Annotated in this window: 22 protein-coding genes, 6 tRNA genes and 1 riboswitch; of the genes, 15 read left to right on the top strand and 13 right to left on the bottom strand. The window is 67.4% G+C overall.

Annotation, left to right across the window (positions count from 1 at the left end):
* Positions 1-87: 87 nt before the first annotated feature.
* The 11 genes from ribH to ABV518_RS03850 form a co-directional block, all read right to left on the bottom strand.
* The gene (gene ribH / locus ABV518_RS03900; RefSeq protein WP_367765491.1) at positions 88-573 is read right to left on the bottom strand and encodes a 6,7-dimethyl-8-ribityllumazine synthase; all 486 of its coding nucleotides are present in this window, start codon (positions 571-573) and stop codon (positions 88-90) included.
* Positions 574-593: 20 nt separating this feature from the next.
* Positions 594-1,322 carry a GTP cyclohydrolase II gene (ribA, locus tag ABV518_RS03895; protein ID WP_367765490.1) on the bottom strand — a complete coding sequence of 243 codons (729 nt, stop codon included), beginning with the start codon at positions 1,320-1,322 and terminating at the stop codon, positions 594-596.
* Positions 1,319-2,029 carry a 3,4-dihydroxy-2-butanone-4-phosphate synthase gene (ribB, locus tag ABV518_RS03890; RefSeq protein WP_367765489.1) on the bottom strand — a complete coding sequence of 237 codons (711 nt, stop codon included), beginning with the start codon at positions 2,027-2,029 and terminating at the stop codon, positions 1,319-1,321. Before ribB ends, ribA begins: the two co-directional genes overlap by 4 nt.
* A complete protein-coding gene (locus ABV518_RS03885) occupies positions 2,026-2,661 on the bottom strand; it encodes a riboflavin synthase (RefSeq protein ID WP_367765488.1) in 636 nt (211 codons plus the stop codon). The genes ribB and ABV518_RS03885 overlap by 4 nt, the downstream gene beginning before the upstream one ends.
* Positions 2,661-3,827, bottom strand: a complete 1,167-nt coding sequence (gene ribD, locus ABV518_RS03880; RefSeq protein WP_367765487.1) for a bifunctional diaminohydroxyphosphoribosylaminopyrimidine deaminase/5-amino-6-(5-phosphoribosylamino)uracil reductase RibD — start codon at positions 3,825-3,827, stop codon at positions 2,661-2,663. The genes ABV518_RS03885 and ribD overlap by 1 nt, the downstream gene beginning before the upstream one ends.
* A gap of 174 nt (positions 3,828-4,001) precedes the next feature.
* Positions 4,002-4,156, bottom strand: a riboswitch (FMN riboswitch).
* A 40-nt stretch (positions 4,157-4,196) separates the two neighbouring features.
* Positions 4,197-4,877, bottom strand: coding sequence for a ribulose-phosphate 3-epimerase (gene rpe / locus ABV518_RS03875; protein ID WP_131134303.1), 681 nt, complete (start codon positions 4,875-4,877; stop codon positions 4,197-4,199).
* A gap of 18 nt (positions 4,878-4,895) precedes the next feature.
* Positions 4,896-6,476, bottom strand: coding sequence for an RsmB/NOP family class I SAM-dependent RNA methyltransferase (locus ABV518_RS03870; RefSeq protein ID WP_367765486.1), 1,581 nt, complete (start codon positions 6,474-6,476; stop codon positions 4,896-4,898).
* Positions 6,473-7,393, bottom strand: a complete 921-nt coding sequence (gene fmt / locus ABV518_RS03865; protein ID WP_367765485.1) for a methionyl-tRNA formyltransferase — start codon at positions 7,391-7,393, stop codon at positions 6,473-6,475. Before fmt ends, ABV518_RS03870 begins: the two co-directional genes overlap by 4 nt.
* Positions 7,390-7,977 (bottom strand): peptide deformylase, encoded by a 588-nt coding sequence (gene def / locus ABV518_RS03860; RefSeq protein WP_367765484.1) that lies wholly within the window; start codon positions 7,975-7,977, stop codon positions 7,390-7,392. The genes fmt and def overlap by 4 nt, the downstream gene beginning before the upstream one ends.
* A gap of 64 nt (positions 7,978-8,041) precedes the next feature.
* Positions 8,042-8,896: a cytochrome gene (locus ABV518_RS03855; protein WP_367765483.1), complete on the bottom strand. Its 855-nt coding sequence runs from the start codon at positions 8,894-8,896 to the stop codon at positions 8,042-8,044.
* A gap of 105 nt (positions 8,897-9,001) precedes the next feature.
* A tRNA-Val gene (locus tag ABV518_RS03850) sits at positions 9,002-9,073 on the bottom strand.
* Positions 9,074-9,311: 238 nt separating this feature from the next.
* On the opposite strand from ABV518_RS03850, the gene ABV518_RS03845 reads away from it, so the two are divergent.
* The 7 genes from ABV518_RS03845 to ABV518_RS03815 all read left to right on the top strand — a co-directional run bounded on the left by ABV518_RS03845 (position 9,312) and on the right by ABV518_RS03815 (position 11,597).
* Positions 9,312-9,384: transfer RNA gene (locus ABV518_RS03845), tRNA-Gly, on the top strand.
* A gap of 47 nt (positions 9,385-9,431) precedes the next feature.
* Positions 9,432-9,502 (top strand) — tRNA-Cys (locus ABV518_RS03840).
* Positions 9,503-9,542: 40 nt separating this feature from the next.
* Positions 9,543-9,617 (top strand) — tRNA-Val (locus tag ABV518_RS03835).
* A 55-nt stretch (positions 9,618-9,672) separates the two neighbouring features.
* Positions 9,673-9,745 (top strand) — tRNA-Gly (locus ABV518_RS03830).
* A gap of 46 nt (positions 9,746-9,791) precedes the next feature.
* A tRNA-Val gene (locus tag ABV518_RS03825) sits at positions 9,792-9,863 on the top strand.
* Positions 9,864-10,016: 153 nt separating this feature from the next.
* The gene (locus tag ABV518_RS03820) at positions 10,017-10,253 is read left to right on the top strand and encodes an antitoxin (RefSeq protein ID WP_367765481.1); all 237 of its coding nucleotides are present in this window, start codon (positions 10,017-10,019) and stop codon (positions 10,251-10,253) included.
* A gap of 129 nt (positions 10,254-10,382) precedes the next feature.
* The gene (locus tag ABV518_RS03815) at positions 10,383-11,597 is read left to right on the top strand and encodes a benzoate/H(+) symporter BenE family transporter (RefSeq protein ID WP_367765480.1); all 1,215 of its coding nucleotides are present in this window, start codon (positions 10,383-10,385) and stop codon (positions 11,595-11,597) included.
* A gap of 188 nt (positions 11,598-11,785) precedes the next feature.
* On the opposite strand, the gene zapE is transcribed toward ABV518_RS03815, so the two are convergent.
* On the bottom strand, positions 11,786-12,823 hold the full coding sequence (zapE, locus tag ABV518_RS03810; RefSeq protein WP_367765479.1) for a cell division protein ZapE: 1,038 nt from the start codon (positions 12,821-12,823) through the stop codon (positions 11,786-11,788).
* A 217-nt stretch (positions 12,824-13,040) separates the two neighbouring features.
* Between zapE and ABV518_RS03805 the strand changes: the two genes are divergently transcribed.
* Genes ABV518_RS03805 through ybaK form a run of 3 tightly spaced genes read left to right on the top strand, consistent with a single transcriptional unit; the run spans position 13,041 to position 14,936 of the window.
* Complete coding sequence (locus ABV518_RS03805) at positions 13,041-13,952, top strand: sulfurtransferase (RefSeq protein ID WP_367765478.1); 912 nt, start codon at positions 13,041-13,043, stop codon at positions 13,950-13,952.
* Between the two features lie 10 nt (positions 13,953-13,962).
* Positions 13,963-14,424: a SufE family protein gene (locus ABV518_RS03800; protein ID WP_367765476.1), complete on the top strand. Its 462-nt coding sequence runs from the start codon at positions 13,963-13,965 to the stop codon at positions 14,422-14,424.
* Positions 14,425-14,438: 14 nt separating this feature from the next.
* Positions 14,439-14,936: a Cys-tRNA(Pro) deacylase gene (ybaK, locus tag ABV518_RS03795; protein WP_367765474.1), complete on the top strand. Its 498-nt coding sequence runs from the start codon at positions 14,439-14,441 to the stop codon at positions 14,934-14,936.
* A gap of 13 nt (positions 14,937-14,949) precedes the next feature.
* Here ybaK and ABV518_RS03790 read toward each other — a convergent pair whose 3' ends face one another.
* The gene (locus ABV518_RS03790; protein WP_367765473.1) at positions 14,950-16,224 is read right to left on the bottom strand and encodes an alpha/beta hydrolase family protein; all 1,275 of its coding nucleotides are present in this window, start codon (positions 16,222-16,224) and stop codon (positions 14,950-14,952) included.
* Between the two features lie 135 nt (positions 16,225-16,359).
* Between ABV518_RS03790 and ABV518_RS03785 the strand changes: the two genes are divergently transcribed.
* The 5 genes from ABV518_RS03785 (at position 16,360) to ABV518_RS03765 (ending at position 20,811) form a co-directional block, all read left to right on the top strand.
* Positions 16,360-16,851, top strand: coding sequence for a hypothetical protein (locus tag ABV518_RS03785; protein ID WP_131134291.1), 492 nt, complete (start codon positions 16,360-16,362; stop codon positions 16,849-16,851).
* 14 nt (positions 16,852-16,865) lie between these two features.
* Positions 16,866-17,375 (top strand): peptide-methionine (R)-S-oxide reductase MsrB, encoded by a 510-nt coding sequence (gene msrB, locus ABV518_RS03780; RefSeq protein WP_367765472.1) that lies wholly within the window; start codon positions 16,866-16,868, stop codon positions 17,373-17,375.
* A 164-nt stretch (positions 17,376-17,539) separates the two neighbouring features.
* A complete protein-coding gene (locus ABV518_RS03775) occupies positions 17,540-18,907 on the top strand; it encodes a DUF6421 family protein (RefSeq protein ID WP_367765471.1) in 1,368 nt (455 codons plus the stop codon).
* Positions 18,904-19,674, top strand: a complete 771-nt coding sequence (locus ABV518_RS03770; RefSeq protein WP_367765470.1) for an SDR family oxidoreductase — start codon at positions 18,904-18,906, stop codon at positions 19,672-19,674. Before ABV518_RS03775 ends, ABV518_RS03770 begins: the two co-directional genes overlap by 4 nt.
* A gap of 30 nt (positions 19,675-19,704) precedes the next feature.
* A complete protein-coding gene (locus ABV518_RS03765; protein WP_367765743.1) occupies positions 19,705-20,811 on the top strand; it encodes a low specificity L-threonine aldolase in 1,107 nt (368 codons plus the stop codon).
* Positions 20,812-20,853: the final 42 nt, after the last annotated feature.

Genomic DNA, 20,853 nt, shown 5'->3' with positions numbered 1-20,853 from the left:
CCTACTTGCTGCGGGCCGGAGGGCGCCTGTCGGGCCGTTGCATGACGGGCGCGATGTGAGTGAAGACACACCGCGCCCGTCAGCGTGCTACGCGTACTGCTTGAGCACCACGGCGGTGGCCAGCGCAGCGGTGACGGCCTCGTGGCCCTTGTCCTCGCTGGATCCGGGCAGTCCCGCGCGGTCAAGGCCCTGCTGCTCGGTGTCGCAGGTCAGGACGCCGAAGCCCACCGGCACGCCGGTGGCGACGCTGACGTTGGTGAGGCCCGACGTCGCCGCCTCGCAGACGTATTCGAAGTGCGGCGTGCCGCCGCGGATCACCACGCCGAGGGCGACAACGGCGTCAAAGTGCGGTGCCAGCCGTGCTGCGGCGACCGGCAGCTCAAAGGCTCCGGGGACGCGCAGGACGGTGGGTTCGCCGATTCCGGCGTCCTTGGCGGCGCGGAGCGCACCGTCCAGCAGTCCGTCCATGATCTGGGTGTGCCAGCTGGCGGCCACGATGGCCAGCCTGAGCTGCGACGTTTCCGCCGGGTTGAGGGTCGTGAGGTCGATATCGGGTGCGCCGTGGCCACTCATGGGTATGTTGATTCCGTTCTTCAGTCTTGTTCGTGCTGGAAAGTTTCGGGCGCGGAGCCGGGCACCGCCACCACATGGGTATCCAGCGTCAGCCGGTGCTCCATGCGGTCCTTTTTGGTCTGCAGGTAGCGGATGTTCTGGTCGCGTGAGGGCACCTCGGTGGGGACCATCTCCACCACCTTCACGCCCGCCTTGGCGAGCCTGTTCTGCTTGTCCGGGTTGTTGCTCAGCAGCCGGACCTCGTGCAGGCCCATCTCCGCCAGGACCTGCGCGGCCGCGCTGTAGGAACGTGCATCCACCGGCAAGCCCAACTGCTCATTGGCTTCCACGGTGTCGAAACCGGCCTCCTGGAGGGCGTAGGCCTTGATCTTGTTGGCCAGCCCGATCCCGCGGCCTTCCTGCCCCCGCAGGTACAGCAGTGTGCCGCCATACGCGTGAATCATTTCCAGGGCATAGGCCAGCTGTTCGCCGCAGTCGCAGCGGTAGGACCCAAAGATGTCACCGGTGAGGCACTCCGAGTGGAGCCGGACCAAGGGAGCCTTGCCGTCCTGGGGCGGGTTGGGGGAACTGACCGAGAGATGCTCGGCGCCGGTGACGAGATCGGTCCAGGCCTGGGCGATGAAGTCGCCGAACGCCGTCGGCAGCTGCACGATTGGCCCGCCGCTGACCGGATGGTGGACCTTTCCGTTGCCCGCCTGCGCGTGCTGGCTGCTGTGGTGGGTGTTGCCCGTAACCCCGGAAGCCGTCATCGTTTCTCCTCTTCTCCGCCCGGGTTTCCTGCCCGGGTACCACTGTGGGCGGGTGTGCCCGCTGCCTCAAGGTAGGCCACCAGATCTTCGATCGAGATCAGGGGGCAACCATGTTCGGCAGCGAAGGCACGGAGCCCGTCCAACCGCATCATTTCACCGTCGTCGTACACAACTTCCGCGATCACGCCCACCGGCTCCAGGCCGGCCAGCCGGCACAGGTCCACGGCCGCTTCAGTGTGGCCGGGGCGTTCCCGCACTCCCCCGTTAACGGCCCGCAGCGGAAAAATATGCCCGGGCCGGGTCACCGATGCCGGACCCGCGGCGGGGTCGGCCAGGATGCGTGCTGTCAGGGCCCGGTCCGTGGCCGAGATGCCGGTGCTGACGCCCACTGCCGCGTCGCAGGACACCGTGTAGGCGGTGCCCTTGGAATCCTGGTTCACCGCGACCATCGGCGGCAGCGCCAGGTCATCGGCGCGTTCCCCGGACAGCGGGACGCAGATGACGCCGGAGCTGTACCGGATGGTCCAGCCCATCAGCGCCGGAGTGGCATGCTGGGCGGCGAAGATGATGTCGCCTTCGTTTTCTCGGTCCTCATTGTCCACCACCAGGACGGGCCTGCCGGCGGCCATGGCGCGGATGGCGTCCTCCACCGGGTCAAGTCCCAGGGCGGCGTCCGTTGCCGGCTCGAGGTGGGCGGTGCCGTTCATCGGGTTCCTCCTGTGGCTGCGCCGGTGCTGAAGGCCAGCAGCCGTTCGGTGTACTTGGCGAGGACGTCCACCTCAAGGTTGACCTTGCTGCCGGTGGTTTTGGCACCCAGTCCGGTTTCGGCGAGGGTGGTGGGGATCAGTCCCACTTCGAACCAGGGCTCCGGTTCCGGGGCCGGGCTGACGGCGGTGACGGTAAGCGAAACACCGTCAATGGCGATGGAACCCTTTTCGGCGATGTACCGGGCGAGGTTGCCTGGGACAGCGAACCGCAACCGTTCCCAGTTTCCGAGCGCCTCGCGCTCCACGAGCTGCCCGACGCCGTCGACGTGGCCCTGGACAACGTGGCCGTCGAGGCGGCCGCCGGCCTGGACGCACCGCTCAAGGTTGACGGAGTCGCCGGCGGCGAGTTCGCCGATGGTGCTGCGGACCAGGGTTTCGCCCATCACGTCGACGCTGAAATCCTTGCCGTCAATCTGCGTGGCGGTCAGGCACACGCCGTTCACGGCGATGGAGCCGCCCAGTGCGAGGCCCTCGGTGCTGGCGGGGGCGTGCAGCCTGACGGTGGCGCTGGTGTCGCCGTCCCGTTCCACGGACAGGACCTGTCCCTGTTCGGCAATTATTCCGGTAAACATCAGTGGCCTCCCAAGGCTGGTTCGGCGCCGCCCAGGCGCGCGTGTGGTTCAGAGTGCGGTTGTGGTTCCAAAGTTGGAGTGTGTTGGGGACGGAGGTGCAGCCGGAGGTCCCGGCCGAGGGTCCTGACAGCGCCGCCGTCGGACTGGTCCCAGTCCCATTGCTGGGCGTCCGCCAACGTGGTGATCCCGAGCCCGTTCAGTGCAGGCGTCCCGGATCCCAGCAGCGTGGGGGCCAGGTACACGATCAGCTCGTCAACGAGGCCGGCCGCCAGGAAGGCACTGAGGATCCGGGAGCCGCCCTCCACCATGACGTGGCGGATTCCCGCCGCGTACAGCTGCGAGAGGGCTTCGTGCGGTTCACGGGTGGGCAGGTGGAGGACCCGGCCGTCGTCGCCCCAAACAGCGGCGTCCGCCGGAATGTCCCGCAGGCCCATCACGGCCCGGAGGGGCTGCCTGCCGGACACGGCACCTGACGCGTCGCGGGCGGTGAGCCGCGGGTTGTCGACGAGTACGGTCTGGGTGCCCACCAGGATGGCGTCGATCCTGCCGCGGAGACCGTGGTTGTCGGCCAGTGATTCCGGGCAGGAGATCCACTGGCTGGTCCCGTCCTCGGCGGCGATGCGGCTGTCGAGCGTCTGCGCGATGTGCAGCGTCACGAACGGCCGTTTCGCCGCAACACCCTGGAACCACTGGCGGTTCAGCTCAAGGGCCTCCCCCGCGGCGAGGCCGCTGCGGACCCTGACGCCGGCTGCGCGGAGCGTGGCCGCGCCGCCTGCTGCCGGGTCGTGGGGATCGTCCACGGCGTAGATGACATCCGTGATGCCGGCTTCGATGATGGCCTGGGCGCACGGCCCGGTCCGGCCGACGTGGTTGCACGGTTCGAGCGTCACCAGCATGGTGGCGCCGCGCAGGTCCAGGCCGGCCGCAGCCGCCTGGGCGATCGCGTCGGCCTCGGCGTGTGCGGTCCCGGCGCCACGGTGGTAGCCGGTCACCAGATGCTTGCCTGCGGAATCAACGACGACGGCGCCCACCAGGGGGTTCGCGCCGCGCGGCCCGCGCAGGGCTGCTTCCAGTGCTGCATCCATGGCGGATGTTTCCGCCGGGCTGAAGGCGGTCACTCTTTGTTCGTTGGGCGCCGGGGCCTGCAGCCGTGTGGGCGCGGTCATGGCAGGACCGCCGGGCAGGCTTGGCCGGATTCCACGCCGTGAGGAGTCAGGGCGTCGAAGAGCCATCGCAAGGGGTTCATGTGTGTTGTCGTTCCTTCCCTCTAGAACCGCGATGGCTCCGGGGGTATACGACAGCAGAAGGCTGCGGCATCAAAAGACGCCGCAGATACAGCTGTACGTGCTTCTCTCATCCAGACTTTAACTGTCGGTACCGGAATTTCACCGGTTCAACCGTCCGCCGGTTCCTTCCCTGGATGGGGATAGCGCCGGCTCGCGGGTCGCGGACTGTCACCGCCGGTTCGGACTTACACCGACCCCGGAGCACGTATTGTGTGTTGCTATTCTGCCACAACCATGAAGGTGGCCTGACTATTCCGGCGACCCCGCGCGTAACGTTTGACTGCCTGCTTTACGCAGCCGTTCGATGGCCGCCGCCGGGTCCTCCGCGCCGTACACCGCGGAGCCGGCGACGAAGACGTTGGCTCCTGCTTCGGCTGCCCGGGTGATGGTTTCCTCGGTGATGCCGCCGTCAACCTGGATGGCCACACCGATCCCGGAACCGTCGATCGCTGCCCTGGCCCGGCGGATCTTCGGGAGCGTGAGGTCCAGGAACGCCTGGCCGCCGAATCCGGGCTCTACCGTCATGATGAGCAGCATGTCCAGTTCGGCCAGCATGTCCAGGTAGGGTTCCACCGGCGTACTTGGCCGCAGTGCCATGCCTGCCTTCGAACCCCGGGCCCGGAGTTCGCGCGCCAGCTTGATGGGGGCAATCGATGCCTCGGCGTGGAACGTGACAGACGCGAGGCCGGCGTCCGCGAACCCGGGTGCCCAGCGGTCGGCGTCGGCGATCATCAGGTGGGCATCCAGCGGCACCGGGCTGACGGCCTGGATCCGCTGGACCACCGGCAGGCCGAGGGTGAGGTTGGGAACGAAGTGGTTGTCCATCACGTCCACGTGCACGGCGTCGGCATTGCTGATGCGGTGCAGCTCGGCTTCGAGGTTGACGAAGTCGGCGGAGAGGATGCTCGGGTTGATGCAGCATTGCGTCATGGGTGACCCTTTCACTGGTCAGGCCTTTTTACGGATCAGGGCGAGGAACATGGCGTCCGTGCTGTGGACGTGGGGCCAGAGCTGGGCGGTCAGCCCGTGCCCGGCGCCGAGGTTGCCGGTGAGGCTGACGCTGTCCAGGACCGCGCCGGCATCCAGCAGTTCGAGGTCGTCGCGCTTCCGCAGGGCATCGGTGACGACGGCGGTGGTTTCGGCGGGGTGCGGCGAGCACGTCACGTACGCCACCACACCGCCGGGGCGGACTGCTGCGAGGGCCGACTTGAGCAGGTCACGCTGCAGCGGCCCAAGGTCTGCGAGGTCCTTGGGCGTGCGGCGCCAGCGGGACTCCGGACGGCGGCGAAGCGCGCCGAGTCCGCTGCAGGGGACATCCACCAGGACGCGGTCAAAGGATTCGGGCTGCTCGGTGCCGACCTCCCGGCCGTCGCCGGTGCGGACGCGCCAGGCGTCCCTGGGGACGGCTGACAAGGCCTGGCTGACGAGTTTCGCCCGGTGCGGGGCCGGTTCGTTCGCCAGGAGGGTGGCACCCCGGGCATTGGCCAGGGCACCGAGAAGGGCGGCCTTGCCGCCGGGTCCGGCGCAGAGGTCCAGCCAGGTTTCCGGTCCGGCGCCGGGGTCCAGGTCCACGGCTGCCAGCGCGCGGGCCACGAGCTGTGAGCCGACGTCCTGGACGCGGGTGCTGCCCTCACGCACGGATGCCAGCCGGCCGAGGTCGCCGCCGCTGGAGAGGGCCGAGCCTTCCACCAGTTCCCCCGGGGTGGCTCCGTTTTCGAGGGCTTCGTCGAGGCTTCCCAGTCCAGGCAGGGCCACCAGGTTGACCACCGGGGCCGCGTTGTCGGCTTCCAGGAGATCGTTGATTTCGGCGGCGGACCGGCCGTGGGCCACGAGCGACTGGCGCATGGCCCGGACGATCCATTCGGGGTGCGCGTACCTGATGGAGGAGACCTTGGTCTCGTCGGTTTCGCCGGCGACCAGCAGGTCCAGCCATTCCTCGAGCGTGTGCGCCGTGACCTTCCGGAGCACCGCGTTGATCAGCGCGGACGGGCCGGCGCCGATCACGGCACGGGCCAGGCCAACGGTCTGGTCCAGGGCGGCGTGGGCCGGTACTCGCATGGCCAGCAGCTGGTGTGTCCCGATCCGGAGGGCATCGAGGATGGCCGGATCCAGCTGGTCCAGCGGCCGGTCAACGCAGCGGGCCAGGACGGCGTCGTACGTGCCCTGGCCGCGGAGGGCGCCGTAGCTCAGTTCCGTGGCGAATCCGGCGTCGCGTTTGTCCAGCCCGTGGTGGCGGATCCGGGACGGCAGCACCAGGTTGGCGTAGGCGTCCTCCGCAGCGACGGCGCGGAGGACTTCGAAGGCCACCAGCCTGGCGGGATCGGCCCGGCGGGTCCGCTGCGCCGGAGCGTTTTCGGTGAAGCTCCGCTGCGCCGGGCGGTTGCGTTCCCGGCCCTGCGCGTTGCGCTGGCTGTTGTCCCGCTGTCCGCCGCCGCCTCTGCCGCGCTGTGAGCCGCTGCTGCGCTGGCCGTCGCCGCCGGCGTTGCCGCCGCGGCCGGTGCCGCCTGTGTTTCCGCCGGACATGCTCATTCGAACACCACGCTTTCAAGGGAAGCCATGCCGCGGGCCCAATCGGCCGCGGCCATCATCTTTTTGCCGGCGGGCTGGATCCGCGTCAGCTCCACCGCATGGGAGCCGGTGCCCACCAGGACGCTCTTGCCGTCAAGCACCAGCGCGCCGGGGGCGACGTCCGTGGCGTCCGGCCGCAGCCGGACGGGTTCCAGCTTGACCCGCTGTCCGTCGAGGGTTGTCCAGGCGCCGGGCTCGGGGGTGACCCCGCGGGCGCGCCGCCCGATGGCCAGGGCGGGCTGGTGCCAGTCGAGGCGGCCGTCGTCGAGGGTCAGTTTGGGGGCCAGGGTAACGTCTCCCTGCTGCGGTTGCGCGGCAGCTTTGCCGGTGTCGACGGCGGAGAGGGTCTGGGCCAGGAGCACGGCACCGCTGTGGGAGAGCCGCTCGAGCAGCCGCCCGGCGGTGTCCTCGGGGCCGACGCTCTCGGTAAGGGTTCCGAACACGGGCCCGGTATCCAGGCCGGCTTCCAGCTGGAAGGTCACCGCACCCGTGACGTCGTCGCCCGCGATCACCGCACGCTGCACGGGGGCGGCGCCGCGCCAAGCAGGCAGCAGCGAGAAGTGCAGGTTGATCCAGCCGTGCCGCGGAATGTCCAGGGCTGCCGGGGGGATCAGACCGCCGTAGGCAACAATGGCCGCGACGTCCGGGCTGACGGCCGCGATCCTTGCCGTGACATCCGCGTCCACCTTGGCGGCGCGGATAACGTCAATGCCCAGTTCGGCGGCACGCTGTGCAACGGGCGACGGCGTGAGCACGCGTTTGCGTCCCACCGGCGCGTCCGGGCGGGTCAGGACTGCAACGACGTCGAAGCCCGCCTGCACCAGGGCGTCCAGCGAGGGCACCGCGACCGCGGGGGTGCCGGCGAACAGTACCCTCATTCAGAAGCACCCGGAGCCGCGGCACCGAAGCTGGCCCCGCCGAAACTGGATCCGACGGTCTTGGCCCGCTTCGCCGTCGTCTGCTCCGTGATGGCGTCGTAGTTGGCGTTGCGGATGGAGCGCAGGGCCTTTTTCCGGTCCTCGCCCTCCAGCCGGTCGGTGTAGAGGATGCCGTCCAGGTGGTCGGTCTCGTGCTGGAAGCAGCGCGCCAGCATGCCTTCGCCCTCGACGGTGACGGGATTGCCGTGGAGGTCAACGCCGGTGACCTTGGTGGCCCGGAAGCGCCGGACGGGGAACCCCAGCCCGGGGATGGACAGGCAGCCTTCCACGTGGTCCGGCTGGTAGTCGTCGCTGTTTTCCAGGACCGGATTAACGATGTGGCCGTCCACGCCGCCAACGCGGTAGGTAAAGACGCGCTGGCTGACGCCGATCTGCGGCGCGGCCAGGCCGGCGCCCTCGACGTCTTCCATGGTCTCGGTCATGTCCGCCACCAGCTTGGCCAGCTCAGGCCCGAACTCCGTCACGGGATCGGCCACTGTGCGCAGCACAGGGTCGCCGATGATGCGGATATTCAGAATGGCCATGTACTTGTCTTTCCTTACGGTTGGCGGATGGGGAACCAATCCAGTTTAGGCGGTGCGCAGGAGGCTAGGCAGTCCGTGCCGGCAGGGGCGGCGGGACAGGGATGAGGGCCGTGCCGGCGCTGATGGTGTCGGCGGAAAGCTCCCAGACGCGGCGCAGCGCGCAGAACTTCCACCAGTGGTGCTTCAGGACGTCCGGGTTGGCACGGACCGGGCGCACTTCCGTTTCGCCAATGGCCACTGCCAGGAGGACGGGGTTCTCACCGTATTTCCAGGGCTCCCATGCCCCGGCCACCGGGTCCACCAGGCTTTCCTCGGCCTTCATCCCGGCCACCAGCTGCATGACCACTTTGTCATCGAGCGGCTTGACGGTGCCGTCCCGGGTGGTGCCCTTGGTTTTGTAGTCGATGACGCAGATCCTGCCGTTGATCTTCGCCACCAGGTCCAGCGTGCCCGCGTAACCGACTGATTTGTTCCAGACCGTGATTTCCGGGGCGATGGGTTCCACCCGGTACAGCTCCCACCACTCGTCGAACCGCACGGCAAAGGCTTCCTCCCCGTTGGCGGCCAGCGCCTCCCGGGTTTCCTTCATGGCATGCGGACGGCCCAGGGCACGGAGCGCCACCTGCTCGCAGTAGTTGTGGACGCGGTCTCCGCGTTTGGCGGCTTCATCGCGGTACGTTTCGGCGGCCTTCGCCGCCCGGTTGACCGCCTGGCGGATCTTGGCCGGGCTGCCGAGGCAGTCCGCCAGCAGCGGATCCTTTGCCAGGCTGCTGGCACCCATGTAGCCAAACCAGCCGTCCAGTCCGTGCGGCTGCTGGCCGATCACCGTGGTGATGGACGGGACAGTGAACGGCTCAGACGTGGAGCGCGCGTACATGCGGCCGTATTCGGTGGCGTGGGCAAGAAGCGGATCAGTCATACAAAGACTCTTTCACAAGGGGCTGACAGAATGGCCGGCGCAGGAACCCGGGCATAAAAAAGGTCCGTTTCCGCTCCTTAGGAGCGGAAACGGACCGGTTATCGGTGGGCGATACTGGGTTCGAACCAGTGACCTCTTCGGTGTGAACGAAGCGCGCTACCACTGCGCCAATCGCCCCGATGCATTTGAATGCTAGCCCACCATGGGCCGAATCCGAAATCGGGCGCCAACTCAAACGGCGCACCACGTGAATTACAGGCCTGTAATTCGAAAATTTCCCTAGATTCCGGGGATCCAGGGGCATCCGGGCAGCGCCGGGCACCCCCGATTTGGAGAATCCCTGAACCTCCTATAGAGTTCTTACTCGTTGGAACGCGAGGAAATGCCCAAACGGCAGGGAATCACGCCAATAAATGCGGACGTAGCTCAGCTGGTAGAGCACCACCTTGCCAAGGTGGATGTCGCGAGTTCGAATCTCGTCGTCCGCTCGCAGGACACTGTCACGGCAATGGCTCTTACGAACCGGCGCTTACACGGTGGGTTGGCCGAGAGGCGAGGCAGCGGCCTGCAAAGCCGTATACACGGGTTCGAATCCCGTACCCACCTCGGTGAAAACCATGGTTTCCGGTTAATCCCGGATGGCAATGGGCGATTGGCGCAGCGGTAGCGCGCTTCCCTGACACGGAAGAGGTCACTGGTTCGATCCCAGTATCGCCCACCAAGCAAGGAAACTTGCTTCATGCAGTTCGTCTGGCCCCGGCCGGCGCACTTCATACGCGGACGTAGCTCAGCTGGTAGAGCACCACCTTGCCAAGGTGGATGTCGCGAGTTCGAATCTCGTCGTCCGCTCTCTTCTTTACAAGAACACATCCCAATAAACCGGTCTTCCGGTTCCGGGCGATTGGCGCAGCGGTAGCGCGCTTCCCTGACACGGAAGAGGTCACTGGTTCGATCCCAGTATCGCCCACTAGCAGCAGCTCCCACCGGAGCTGCTTTTTTATTGCCCCGCCACATTTCGCCGTTTGACAGGTTTTGTCACAGCACCTTGGCACCTCCAGGAGACAGGGCTAGGATCGGTTGCGGAGGAGCGACCTGGCTCCGCGATTGAAGGGAGGTGCTCGTGGGACTGATTGACGATCTTAAGGGCAAGGCTAAAGGTCTTATCCATGGCAACGAGCAGGCCATCAAGGACGGCATCACCAAGGCCGGCGATTTTGTCGACACAAAGACCGGCGGCAAGTACGCAGGTCACGTGGACAAGATCCAGGACGGCGCTTCCAAGCTCGTTGACAAGAACGGAACCCCCGGTGCTGCACCTGCCGCCGAGCAGGTTCCGCCGGTCGACAGGGCTCCGTAAAAAGGATTTGGCCAGGGCTTTGCCCTAGCACGTCAAGGGGGCGCGGGTCCCGCCGGGAGGCGGCACCCGCGCCTTTGGCGTTTAACGCCGCTTACAGGCAACCCGGCCGCAGCCGGTAACCTGCCAGATATGCCACATCCCTCACCAACCGTCCCCGCCGGCACCGCCAACCGGTCCCGCCACCTGTCGCAGCCGGTCGGCGCGGGCATTATGACGGCTTTGGTGGGCTTTACGTCATCCTTCGCGGTGGTCCTGGCCGGACTCCGGGCCGTGGGCGCCACGCCTGCCCAGGCGGCATCGGGCCTGCTGGCCCTCACCCTCGTTTTCGGTGTCGGGGTCCTCTGGCTTTCCTGGCGCTCCAGGGTTCCGGTGACACTCGCGTGGTCCACGCCGGGAGCGGCACTGCTGGCGGGAGCCGGAACGGTCGACGGCGGCTGGCCGGCCGCCGTCGGAGCCTTCCTGGTGACAGGGGTGCTGATCGGCCTCACCGGGCTGATTCCGGCGCTCGGCAGGCTGCTGGCGCGTATTCCCGCCTCGCTGGCGCAGGCCATGCTGGCCGGCGTGCTGCTGTCGCTGTGCCTGGCGCCGTTCACCGCGCTGGGAACCAGCCCCCAACAGGCGGCTCCGGTCATCATCTGCTGGCTCCTGATGATCAAGTTCGCACCCCGCTGGTCCGTACCCGCCTCGCTTGCGGTGGCCCTGGCCGTCATAGCCATCCATCTGGCCACGGGTGGCGCAGGGAAGCTGGAGGGTGGATACCTTCCCGCTCTCACGTGGACGGCTCCTGCATTCAGCGTCCAGGCCATCGCCGGGATCGCCCTGCCGCTGTTCATCGTGACCATGGCGTCGCAGAACATTCCCGGTGTGGCGGTGCTGAAGTCGTTTGGCTACACCACGCCGTGGGCACCCTCCATGCTGGTGACCGGCGCCGGCACGATGCTCAGCGCACCTTTCGGCGGCCACGCCATGAACCTGGCGGCCCTCAGTGCTGCCCTCGCCGCCGGCTCCGAAGCGGGCGCGGACAGGAGCCGCCGCTGGATCGCGGCCTTCACCTCGGGCCTGGCCTACCTGGTGCTCGCACTGTTTTCAGCAGCACTGGTGACGCTGGTCAGCGCCGCTCCCCCGGGCCTTCTGGAGGCAGTTGCCGGGCTGGCGCTGATCGGCACCCTGGCAGCTTCGGTGTCGTCCGCGCTGGCGGTGGCGGAGGAACGGATTGCTGCATCCGTGACATTCCTGGTTGCTGCCTCGGGTCTCAGCATTGCGGGCATCGGCGCCGCCTTCTGGGCGCTGGCAGCCGGCCTGCTGGTGCGCTGGGTTCTCAAGGACCGCAGGACGCAGGACTGATGGTGAGTCCCGCCGTCGTGGGGCACTTTGGGCGGCGAAACCCGGGAAGCTGGCCACCGCGGCGGCATGTCCGTGTCGAAGTGCCCCTAGAGTGGGGCAGCAGGGTCCCTACGTGGCGACGGAGTCGACACGAAAGGGCCTGCCCCAATCTTTAGGCCGGGGAGGCCAGGAACCGGGCGGCCCTGCGTTTAGGACGGCTCGTGGTTCTGGCCCTCGCGGGCAAGGGCTGTCAGTCGGGACACGGCGCGGTAGTACTTCTTGGTGTAGCCGCCGTGCATCATCTCGTCGGTGAACAGTTGGTCGAACGGGACCCCGCTGGCCAGGATGGGCACGTCTTTGTCATACAGCCGGTCGGCCAGCACCACAAAACGCAGGGCCACTGCCTGTTCGGTGATGGTTTCAACGTTGCGCCACACCACGCCGTCGATGCCGTCGATCAGCTGCCGGTAGCGGCTCGGGTGCACACCGGCGAGGTGGTTGATCAGCGTGCTGAATTCGTCCTGCGCCACGGTCTTGCCGTCGAACTCGGCCTTCATCTGGGCCGCGAGCTCGCTGTTCTTCAGCGGCGACGGCGGCGTGGGCAGGCCGCGGTGGCGGAAGTCCTCGCCGTCGATCCTGATGACCTCAAACTGGTCTGCGAGGACCTGGATTTCACGCTGGAAGTCGACGGCGGCAAACCGGCCGTCACCCAGTGAACCCGGAAGGGTGTTGGACGTCGCGGCCAGTTTCACGCCGGCGTCGGCCAGTTCACGCATCAGCCGGGACATCAGCACGGTGTCGCCCGGATCATCGAGCTCAAACTCATCGATGCAGACCAGCTTGTAGTGGCTCAGCGCCTCCACCGTTTTGCGGAAGGAGAGGGCCCCCACCAGGTTGGTGTACTCCACGAACGTGCCGAAAGCCTTCGGCCCCGGGGCTGCGTGCCACAGCGATGCCAGGAGGTGGGTCTTGCCCACGCCGAATCCGCCGTCAAGGTAGATGCCGGCGCGGGAGGTGTCCTTCTTGGCAAACAGCTTCTTGAACAGCCCGCCACCATTCCCGGCGCCCACTCCGTGCGCAAAGCCCTCCAGTTCCCGGACGGCGTGGGCCTGGCTGGGCTGCTTGGGGTCCGGGCGGTAGCTGGCGAAGGAGACCTGGCCAAACCGCGGTGAAGGAAAAAAGCCCTTGAGGAGCTCATCCACCGAAACTGCCGGAGTGCGGGCGGCAAGCTGTTCGATCTGTACCAAGGTGGTCCGTTCTGCTGGTGGGTTGTCCCCAGAAAGGATACCGGCAATGCGGCACGGCTTCCCCGCCAAAGCACCGGCCTGCAACGGACGTGACGAAGGCCATATTTCCCTCTGTTAACGCAACAGCGGACTTCACTGCCCGCCGTGGCTAGTGTTGAAGCAGGTTCCCAGCATCCTCCTGCAGGTCCGCCGTACGTTTCAATGAAAGGCCATCACCTTGTCCTACCCAGTTGAACAGAACGAAAAGTTCGCCGCCTACGCCCGTCCCGAGCGCCTGGTTTCCACCGAATGGCTCGCCGCCGCCCTCGAAAGCGGCGCCGTGGCCGATGGAAAGCTGGTGGTAGTGGAGTCCGACGAGGACGTCCTGCTCTACGAGACCGGCCACATCCCCGGATCAGTCAAGATCGACTGGCACACCGACCTTAACGACGAGGTGACCCGCGACTACGTGGACGGTGAGGCTTTCGCCGCCCTGGCCGCAGCCAAGGGCATCTCCCGCGACAGCACCGTGGTCATCTACGGCGACAAGTCCAACTGGTGGGCTGCCTACGCCCTCTGGGTCTTTACCCTGTTTGGCCACGAAGACGTCAGGCTGCTCGACGGCGGCCGCGACAAGTGGATCGCCGAAGGCAGGGACCTGACCACAGAGACCACTGCCCCGGCCGCGGGTGACTACCCGGTGGTGGAACGCAACGACTCTCCCATCCGCGCCTTCAAAGAGGACGTGCTGGCACACTTCGGCAAGCCGCTGATCGACGTTCGTTCCCCCGAGGAATACACGGGACAGCGCACCCACATGCCCGCCTACCCGGAGGAAGGCGCGCTCCGTGGCGGCCACATCCCCACGGCGGCGTCCATTCCGTGGGCACGCGCTGCCGCGGCGGACGGGACCTACCGCAGCCGCGAGGAGCTCGAAGCCCTGTACCTCGGCGAGGCAGGCCTGACCGCAGGCGATGACGTGGTGGCGTACTGCCGGATCGGCGAGCGTTCCAGCCACACCTGGTTCGCCCTCAAGTACCTGCTGGGCTTTGACACCGTCCGCAACTACGACGGCTCCTGGACCGAGTGGGGCAACGCCGTGCGCGTCCCCATCGTCAAGGGTGCTGAGCGCGGCTCCGTCCCGGCGTAAGCTGGAGTAGATGACTACTCATGCCTTGCCCGCCTCACTGGCGGAAATCGTCGACGACTTCCAGGCGCTCACGGAGCCCGAACGGCTGCAGCTGCTGCTCGAGTTCTCGCGCGAACTGCCGGAGTTGCCGGACCGCCTGAAAAACCACCCCGAGCTCCTGGAGCAGGTGGTGGAATGCCAGTCGCCGCTGTTCCTGACCATTGAGACGGAAAAGCACGACGCCGGTTCGGCCGGCGCCATCCGGCTCTACTTCAAGGCGCCGCCCGAAGCCCCCACCACGCGGGGTTTCGCCGGGGTGCTCCATGAGGGACTCGACGGGCTCAGCGCAGCGGAAATCCTCGCGGTTCCCGATGACATGCCTGAACTGCTGGGCCTCACCCGGGCCATCACGCCGCTGCGGATGCGCGGCATGACCGCCATGCTCGGCCGCATCAAGCGCAAGGTCGCCGCCTCGTCCCGGCTGCACAGCTAGGCAGCACCCAAAAGATGGGGCGCAAAAGCACTTCCCAGGGAACGCCGGCCACCGCGGTACTGACCGCGGCCGGCGTTCCCTTTGTGCTGCACCCGTATACCCACGATCCGTCCGCGGCAAGCTACGGAACGCAAGCCGCCGAAGCCCTCGGCATAGAACCAGCCCGGGTGTTCAAGACGCTGATGGTGGAGGTGGAAGGCCGGCTGGCAGTAGGCGTGGTTCCGGTCAGCGGCAACCTGGACCTGAAGGCCTTCGCAGCTGCCCTGGATGCGAAGAAGGCGGCCATGGCGGATCCCAAGGCGGCCGAACGACGCACGGGCTATGTGCTCGGCGGAATCTCGCCGCTGGGCCAGCGGCAGCCCTCACCCACGGTGATTGACGGCAGCGCCGAGACCCTGGAGACCATGCTGGTTTCGGGCGGGCGGCGCGGGCTGGACATCGAACTGGCGCCCGCGGATCTCATCCGCCTCACGTCCGCCGTCACGGCCCCGATCGGTACCGTCAAAGCCTAGGAAGTCCTGTGGCCTACCCGGCAGATCCGTTCTGGCCGGGGTTGACCCTCGGCGCCAACTGCTGCCGGAGCCATGCTTTGACCAGGCGCTCCCAGCGTTCGGGATCCACGTTCCATTCCTTCGTGTGCCGGGCGTGGTTGAACGTCTCGAACGTGACCATTTCCGGGTTCCGCTCAGCCAGCAGCGCAGACGGCCCATACGGCACGTATTCGTCGTCCACGCTGTGCACAATCAGGGTGGGCGTGCGCAGTTCAACTGCCCGGGCCACCCAGTCCATGGCCTTCAGGTCCACCGGCGCCGACAGGCCGGTCAGCCGGCGTCCCAGCGGGTGGCCCAGCATCAGCTGGCCGTAGCGTCCCACCAGGGACGGGATCCTGTTGATCTCTGCGTGGTGGGCCAGGACGTTGACCCAGTTGATGACCGGAGCGTCCAGGACCATTGCCCGGATCAGGTGCCGGTATCTGGAGAGATCGGCCGTCTGGAGGCAGATGGCGCCGCCCATGGACCAGCCGAAGAGGACAATCTCCTCGGCTCCGTTGGCCAGCGCGTATTCGATGGCAGCCTCGATGTCACGCCATTCAGTGGACCCCAGGCCGTAGCGTCCGTCGTCGGCCGACGGCGCCAGGCCGTCGTTGCGGTACGACACCAGCAGGCTGGTCAGTCCGAGTTCCAGCGCCGGGCCGACGGCCCGCAGGGCCTCCTGGCGGGTGGCGCCCCGGCCGTGGACCATCACCGCCCAGGTCCGTGAACTGCCACCGGCCCGGATAAGCCACGCCGGCGCCTGCCCGCCGTCGACCTCAATCAGGACGTCCTCGGCAGGGAGGCCGACGGCGGCAGGGTCAGGATGGATGGCGCCGCTCCACCAGCCGCGGTGGGCGGTGTTAAGGTCGCCGCTGTAGACCGCCTCGACTTCGCGGAGGACTGTGCGCTCCGCGGGTGAGTAGGAGACGATGCGGCCGATGCGGGCGTGACCCTTGCCGCCGTCGAAAAAGAGCCCGTACACACCGTCCACGGTGGTGTCCGGTGTGGCCGCGAGGATGACCTGCTGGCCCTCGCCTTCGCGGATCACGGCCAGCACTTCCTGGTCCGACACCCTCCGCGGTGAGGGGGTGATCACCCGCCGCGCAAAGTACAGGGCCAGGGCTGAGGAGCCGGTGGCAAGAAGGCCGGCCAGGGCCCCGCCGCCGATGACACCGCCGATCGCCCACTTGGCCCGCAGCGACATCCCGCCGTCGGCAGCAGGGACCGGGGCGGCCGTTGGGGCAGGGGTCCGTGTAGAAGAAGCCATGGGTCCATTCTTACTGCCAATGGCCCGCCGGCCATATTCGGCCACCCAGCCGCCGCCCAGCCGCCGGGCAGCGCACGGCGGGCCGCACCGGGGCAAATGGATGCAGCGGCAGGGGCGCAGGACTAGGCTGTTGGCATGAGCGATCCCATCGTCATCCTGACCGAAGAACCCCTGGGCGCGGACGACCGCGTCAACATAGAACGGCTGGTGAACGGGTCGGACTCGCGCCTTGTGGTGCTGGTGCCGGCCAACACGGAACGCCACCTGGTGGTGGACTTCCTGGAGCATCTGTCGCTGCTGGAAATTTCCAAGGCTTTCCGGGAACTGACCAGCCGCGCGCCGGATCCGGCATCGGAACGCGCGGAAGCGGCCGAGACGCTGGCCGTGTCACTGGCCGCCCTCGAAGGGCTGGGTGCCGGCGTGACCGGCGAGGTGGTGGACGGCGGAGCCGTCAAGGGTCTGGTGGCCAAGGTCAAGGAACTTGGGGTGACGCAGGCTGTGGTGGTTACCCGCCCGCACGCCGTGTCGGACACGTTCCACACCGACTGGGCCAGCAAGGCACAGGACCAGCTCGGCATTCCCGTCCTGCACCTTTATGCGGGCTCGGGATTTATCGGTGACTCCTGAGCGTTGAACAGGCCATGAGCATCTTCGGAAACAAGATATTTGGCAACAAGGCCACGGATTCCACCCAGGACTTGTTGCCCGCGGACCACCCTGCCGGCAGCACCGGAAAGTCGGACGCCGAGTGGCGGCAGGAACTGACCCCCGAGGAGTACCACGTGCTGCGCCAGGCCGGAACCGAACGGCCCTTCACCGGCGAGTACTGGGACACCCACACGGCCGGCGTGTATCAGTGCCGGGCCTGCGGCGCCGAGCTTTTCACCAGCAACGAGAAATTCGATTCGCACTGCGGCTGGCCGTCCTTCTGGGCCCCGCTGGCGGAGGGTACGGTCCGCTACATCCACGACCGGACGCTGGGCATGGAGCGGGTCGAGGTGCGCTGCGCCACCTGCGATTCGCACCTGGGCCATGTGTTCGAGGGCGAGGGGTACGGAACGCCGACTGACCAGCGCTTCTGCATCAACTCCGTCTCGCTGAAGCTCGTCCCCCGCGGGGAAGAGCAGGAGCAGGACAAGGCCGGGTCCTGATTGCCGTAAGCGCCGGGCCAGCCACCGCCCACGCTGGACCTGGACGTGTTGTTGCGGTACTTGAGCTTGAGAGTTTCTTATGCTCAGCCATATTTTGAGTTAGGGAATCTGGTTGCTTGCTACGCTCGCCGTAGACGCCCAAGCAACCAGAAAGGCAGCCTCAGATGACCGAAACTGTGATCATTGCCCCCGCCAGGATTTCCGCCGACAATCCAGGCTGGCTCCGGCTCAAGGCTGCCGCCACGTCACTCCAGTTGCTCCAGGTCCAGGACGGCTCCGTCCCCGACCAGGACGCGCATCCGGCCGCCGCGGGCCATGTTGCCGCGATCATTGAGTCCATTGACGAACTGGCTCCCCGGTTCCCCCACGACGCCGCCTACCTCGAGGCAGTCACGGACGATTTCCGGGCCTGGGCCAAGGCCGGCTTCGGCGTACCGGATTTCCTGGCTTCGCTGCTTGCTTTCCAGCCGCAGGAACAGCGCGAGGACGGCCTCCAGCACCTGGTGGTCTTCCCCATGTACACCCAGAACGGCAGCAGCAGCCGGCTGGTGGAGGCCGTGCTGATCGACGTCATCTGGCCTGAATTCATCGCCGCCCTGGAGGCCGGGGATTACTCCAACCGGCTTTTTGTGCCGATCCGCTTCCTGGACTTCACGGCCGGCTACAACACCAACTCTGCCGTGCTGTTCCCGGAGACCGTGGCCGTCCGCGCGACTCCCACCTTCACCTGGGGCGCCATCTTCGCGGACCGGGAGGCGGCCCGGTTCCGCCGCGTCCTGCGTGCCGCCGCGGACATCACGTCCCTCGAGCTGCCTGCTGGTGCCGCGGAGCTGCTCGAGGACCAGGAACTGGCAGAGGCGACGTTCGTGATGTGGGACCTGATCCACGACCGGACGCACATGCGCGGCGACCTGCCCTTTGACCCGTTCATGATCAAGCAGCGCATGCCGTTCTTCCTCTACTCGCTGGAAGAGCTCCGCTGCGATCTCACGGCCTTCCGCGAATCGGTGCGGATTGAAAAGGACAACGACGCCGGTCCTGTTGCCCGCCGCCACGCGAAGCTGGTCCAGTACGCCATCATCTTCGACCGGATCTTCCGCTTCGCCATCACGGGCAACCGGGTCCGTAACTACGACGGCCTGGGCGGCCAGCTGCTGTTCGCCTGGCTGCACCAGGCGCACGTGCTCCACTGGACGGACAGCAGGCTCAGCATCGACTGGGACCGGGTGACGGAAGCGGTGATCGCCCTCGGTGCCCGGATCGATGAGCTCTACTGGCGCTCCATCGACCGGCCCAAAACGGCGCACTGGCTCGCCGCCTACCAGCTGATCTCCGGCACGGTCACCCCCAACCCTGCTTCGGTCTGGGCGAAGGGCCCGGACGCCCTTGCGCTCTCCGGCCCCCCGCGCGGCCTGACGGACCAGGTGCTGGACGACGAATTCCCGCTGTCCATGTTCTACGAGGCATTGGAGAAGAAGATGCGACCGGTCATTGAATCCACCGCCGGCATCACCGGCAGTTCCGCCCTGTGAACGAAGCCGAAACAGTGCCTGCGGCCGGCGCCCAGGATGGGGCCGCGGCCCTGAATGTGCTGGTCACCGGCGGCAGCGGCGCCTCCGGCGTCGCCGTGGCAGGTGCGCTCCGGCGCGCCGGGCACCGGGTTTTCACCGTCGGCTCGGACCGGGTCCGCATCGAGGATGCGGCGAGGAAGGCGGGCGACGGCGTCACACCGCTCGTGTGCGACCTCGCGGACCTCGCCGCTGTGCGATCCCTCCGCGGGACCCTGGCCGGCACCGCCGGGCGGATGGACGCCGTCATCCACCTGGTGGGCGGCTGGCGCGGCGCGAAGGGCATCGCTGACCAGGACGACGCCGACTGGGACTTCCTGGAGCGCGGCGCCATCACGACGCTCCGGAACGTGTCCCGGGTCTTCTACGACGACCTCGCCGCCTCCGGAACCGGCAGGTTTGCCATGGTCTCCTCCACCGCAGTAGACAGGCCCACTGCCGCCACGGCCAGCTACGTGGCCGCGAAAGCCGCCGCCGAAACCTGGACCATGGCCCTGGCGGAAGGCTTCAGCCACACCGCGGCCGGCACTGAAGGCTCCAGCGCTGCCCCCGGGAGTGCCGCCGTCGTACTTGTAGTCAAGGCACTGGTAGACGCGGACCTGCGCAGGGCGCATCCGGAGCGGAAGTTTCCCGGCGCCACCGACGTCGAAGACCTGGCTGCCGCCGTCGTTGGCCTGTTCAGCCGGCCGGCTTCTGAGCTGAACGGCCGCAGGCTGCTGCTGGCCACCTGACCTCCCTAGACTGAAAGCGTGAACAAAGCGATGACAACCACAGCCGAATCCGGCACGCACACCGCCGGCCGCCTCCATGACCCGTCCGTCCGCGGGTTCGCGTCGGACAACTACTCGGGGGTCCACCCCGAGGTCCTGGCCGCCCTCGCGGCAGCGAACGACGGCCACCAGGTCTCCTACGGCGAGGACGACTATACGGCGCGGCTGCACGAACTCCTGGAGGACCACTTCGGGGCCGGCATCGAAAGCTTCCCGGTGTTCAACGGAACGGGCGCCAACGTCCTGTCCCTCCAGTCGCTGCTCCCCCGCTGGGGCGCCGTCATCTGCGCCTCCACGGCCCACATCAACATGGATGAGAACGGCGCGCCGGAACGGATCGGCGGGATCAAGCTCCTGCACGTCCCCACCCCGGACGGAAAACTGACACCGGAACTTATCGACCGCGAGGCCTGGGGCTGGGGCGACGAGCACCGCGCCCAGCCGCTGGCCGTCTCCATTACCCAGACCACCGAACTGGGCACGTGCTACACGCCGGCTGAGGTACGGGCTATCGCCGACCACGCCCATGCACGGGGCATGAAGCTCCACATGGACGGCGCCCGGCTGGCCAACGCCGCGGCCCACCTGCAGGTGCCGCTGCGGGCGTTCACCCGCGACGCCGGCGTGGACATCCTCTCCTTCGGCGGCACCAAGAACGGGCTGCTGTTCGGCGAGGTGGTGGTGGCCCTGAACCCCGAGGCCGCCCACGGCCTGGTCTACCTGCGCAAGATGAACATGCAGCTGGCGTCGAAGATGCGGTTTATGTCCGCACAGTTCATCGCCCTGCTGGAGGATGGCCTCTGGCTCCGATCGGCCTCGCACGCCAACGCCATGGCGGCCCGCCTGCGCGCGGCGGTTGACACGATCGAGGGTGTCCAGCCCACCCAGAACACCGAATCCAACGGTGTGTTCGCCGTCCTGCCCGAAGGCGTGGCGGACAAACTCCGGGAATCCTTCCGGTTCTACGACTGGAACGAAGCGGCCCGGGAAGTCCGGTGGATGTGCTCTTTCGACACAAGCGAGGAGGACGTTGATGAGTTCGTGGCCGCGATCCGCAGCGAGCTGGCCGCCTACAACGCCGGTAAAACCGCCACGTAGCATGGGGCGGCGGACGGCGAGCCTGCACAGTCTCTCCCCCGC

It is taken from the genome of Arthrobacter sp. HS15c (genome assembly GCF_040812005.1).
Lineage (GTDB): Bacteria > Actinomycetota > Actinomycetes > Actinomycetales > Micrococcaceae > Arthrobacter.
The sequence above is the reverse complement of the archived record's forward strand: the minus strand, read 5'-3'. Positions and strand labels throughout refer to the sequence as shown.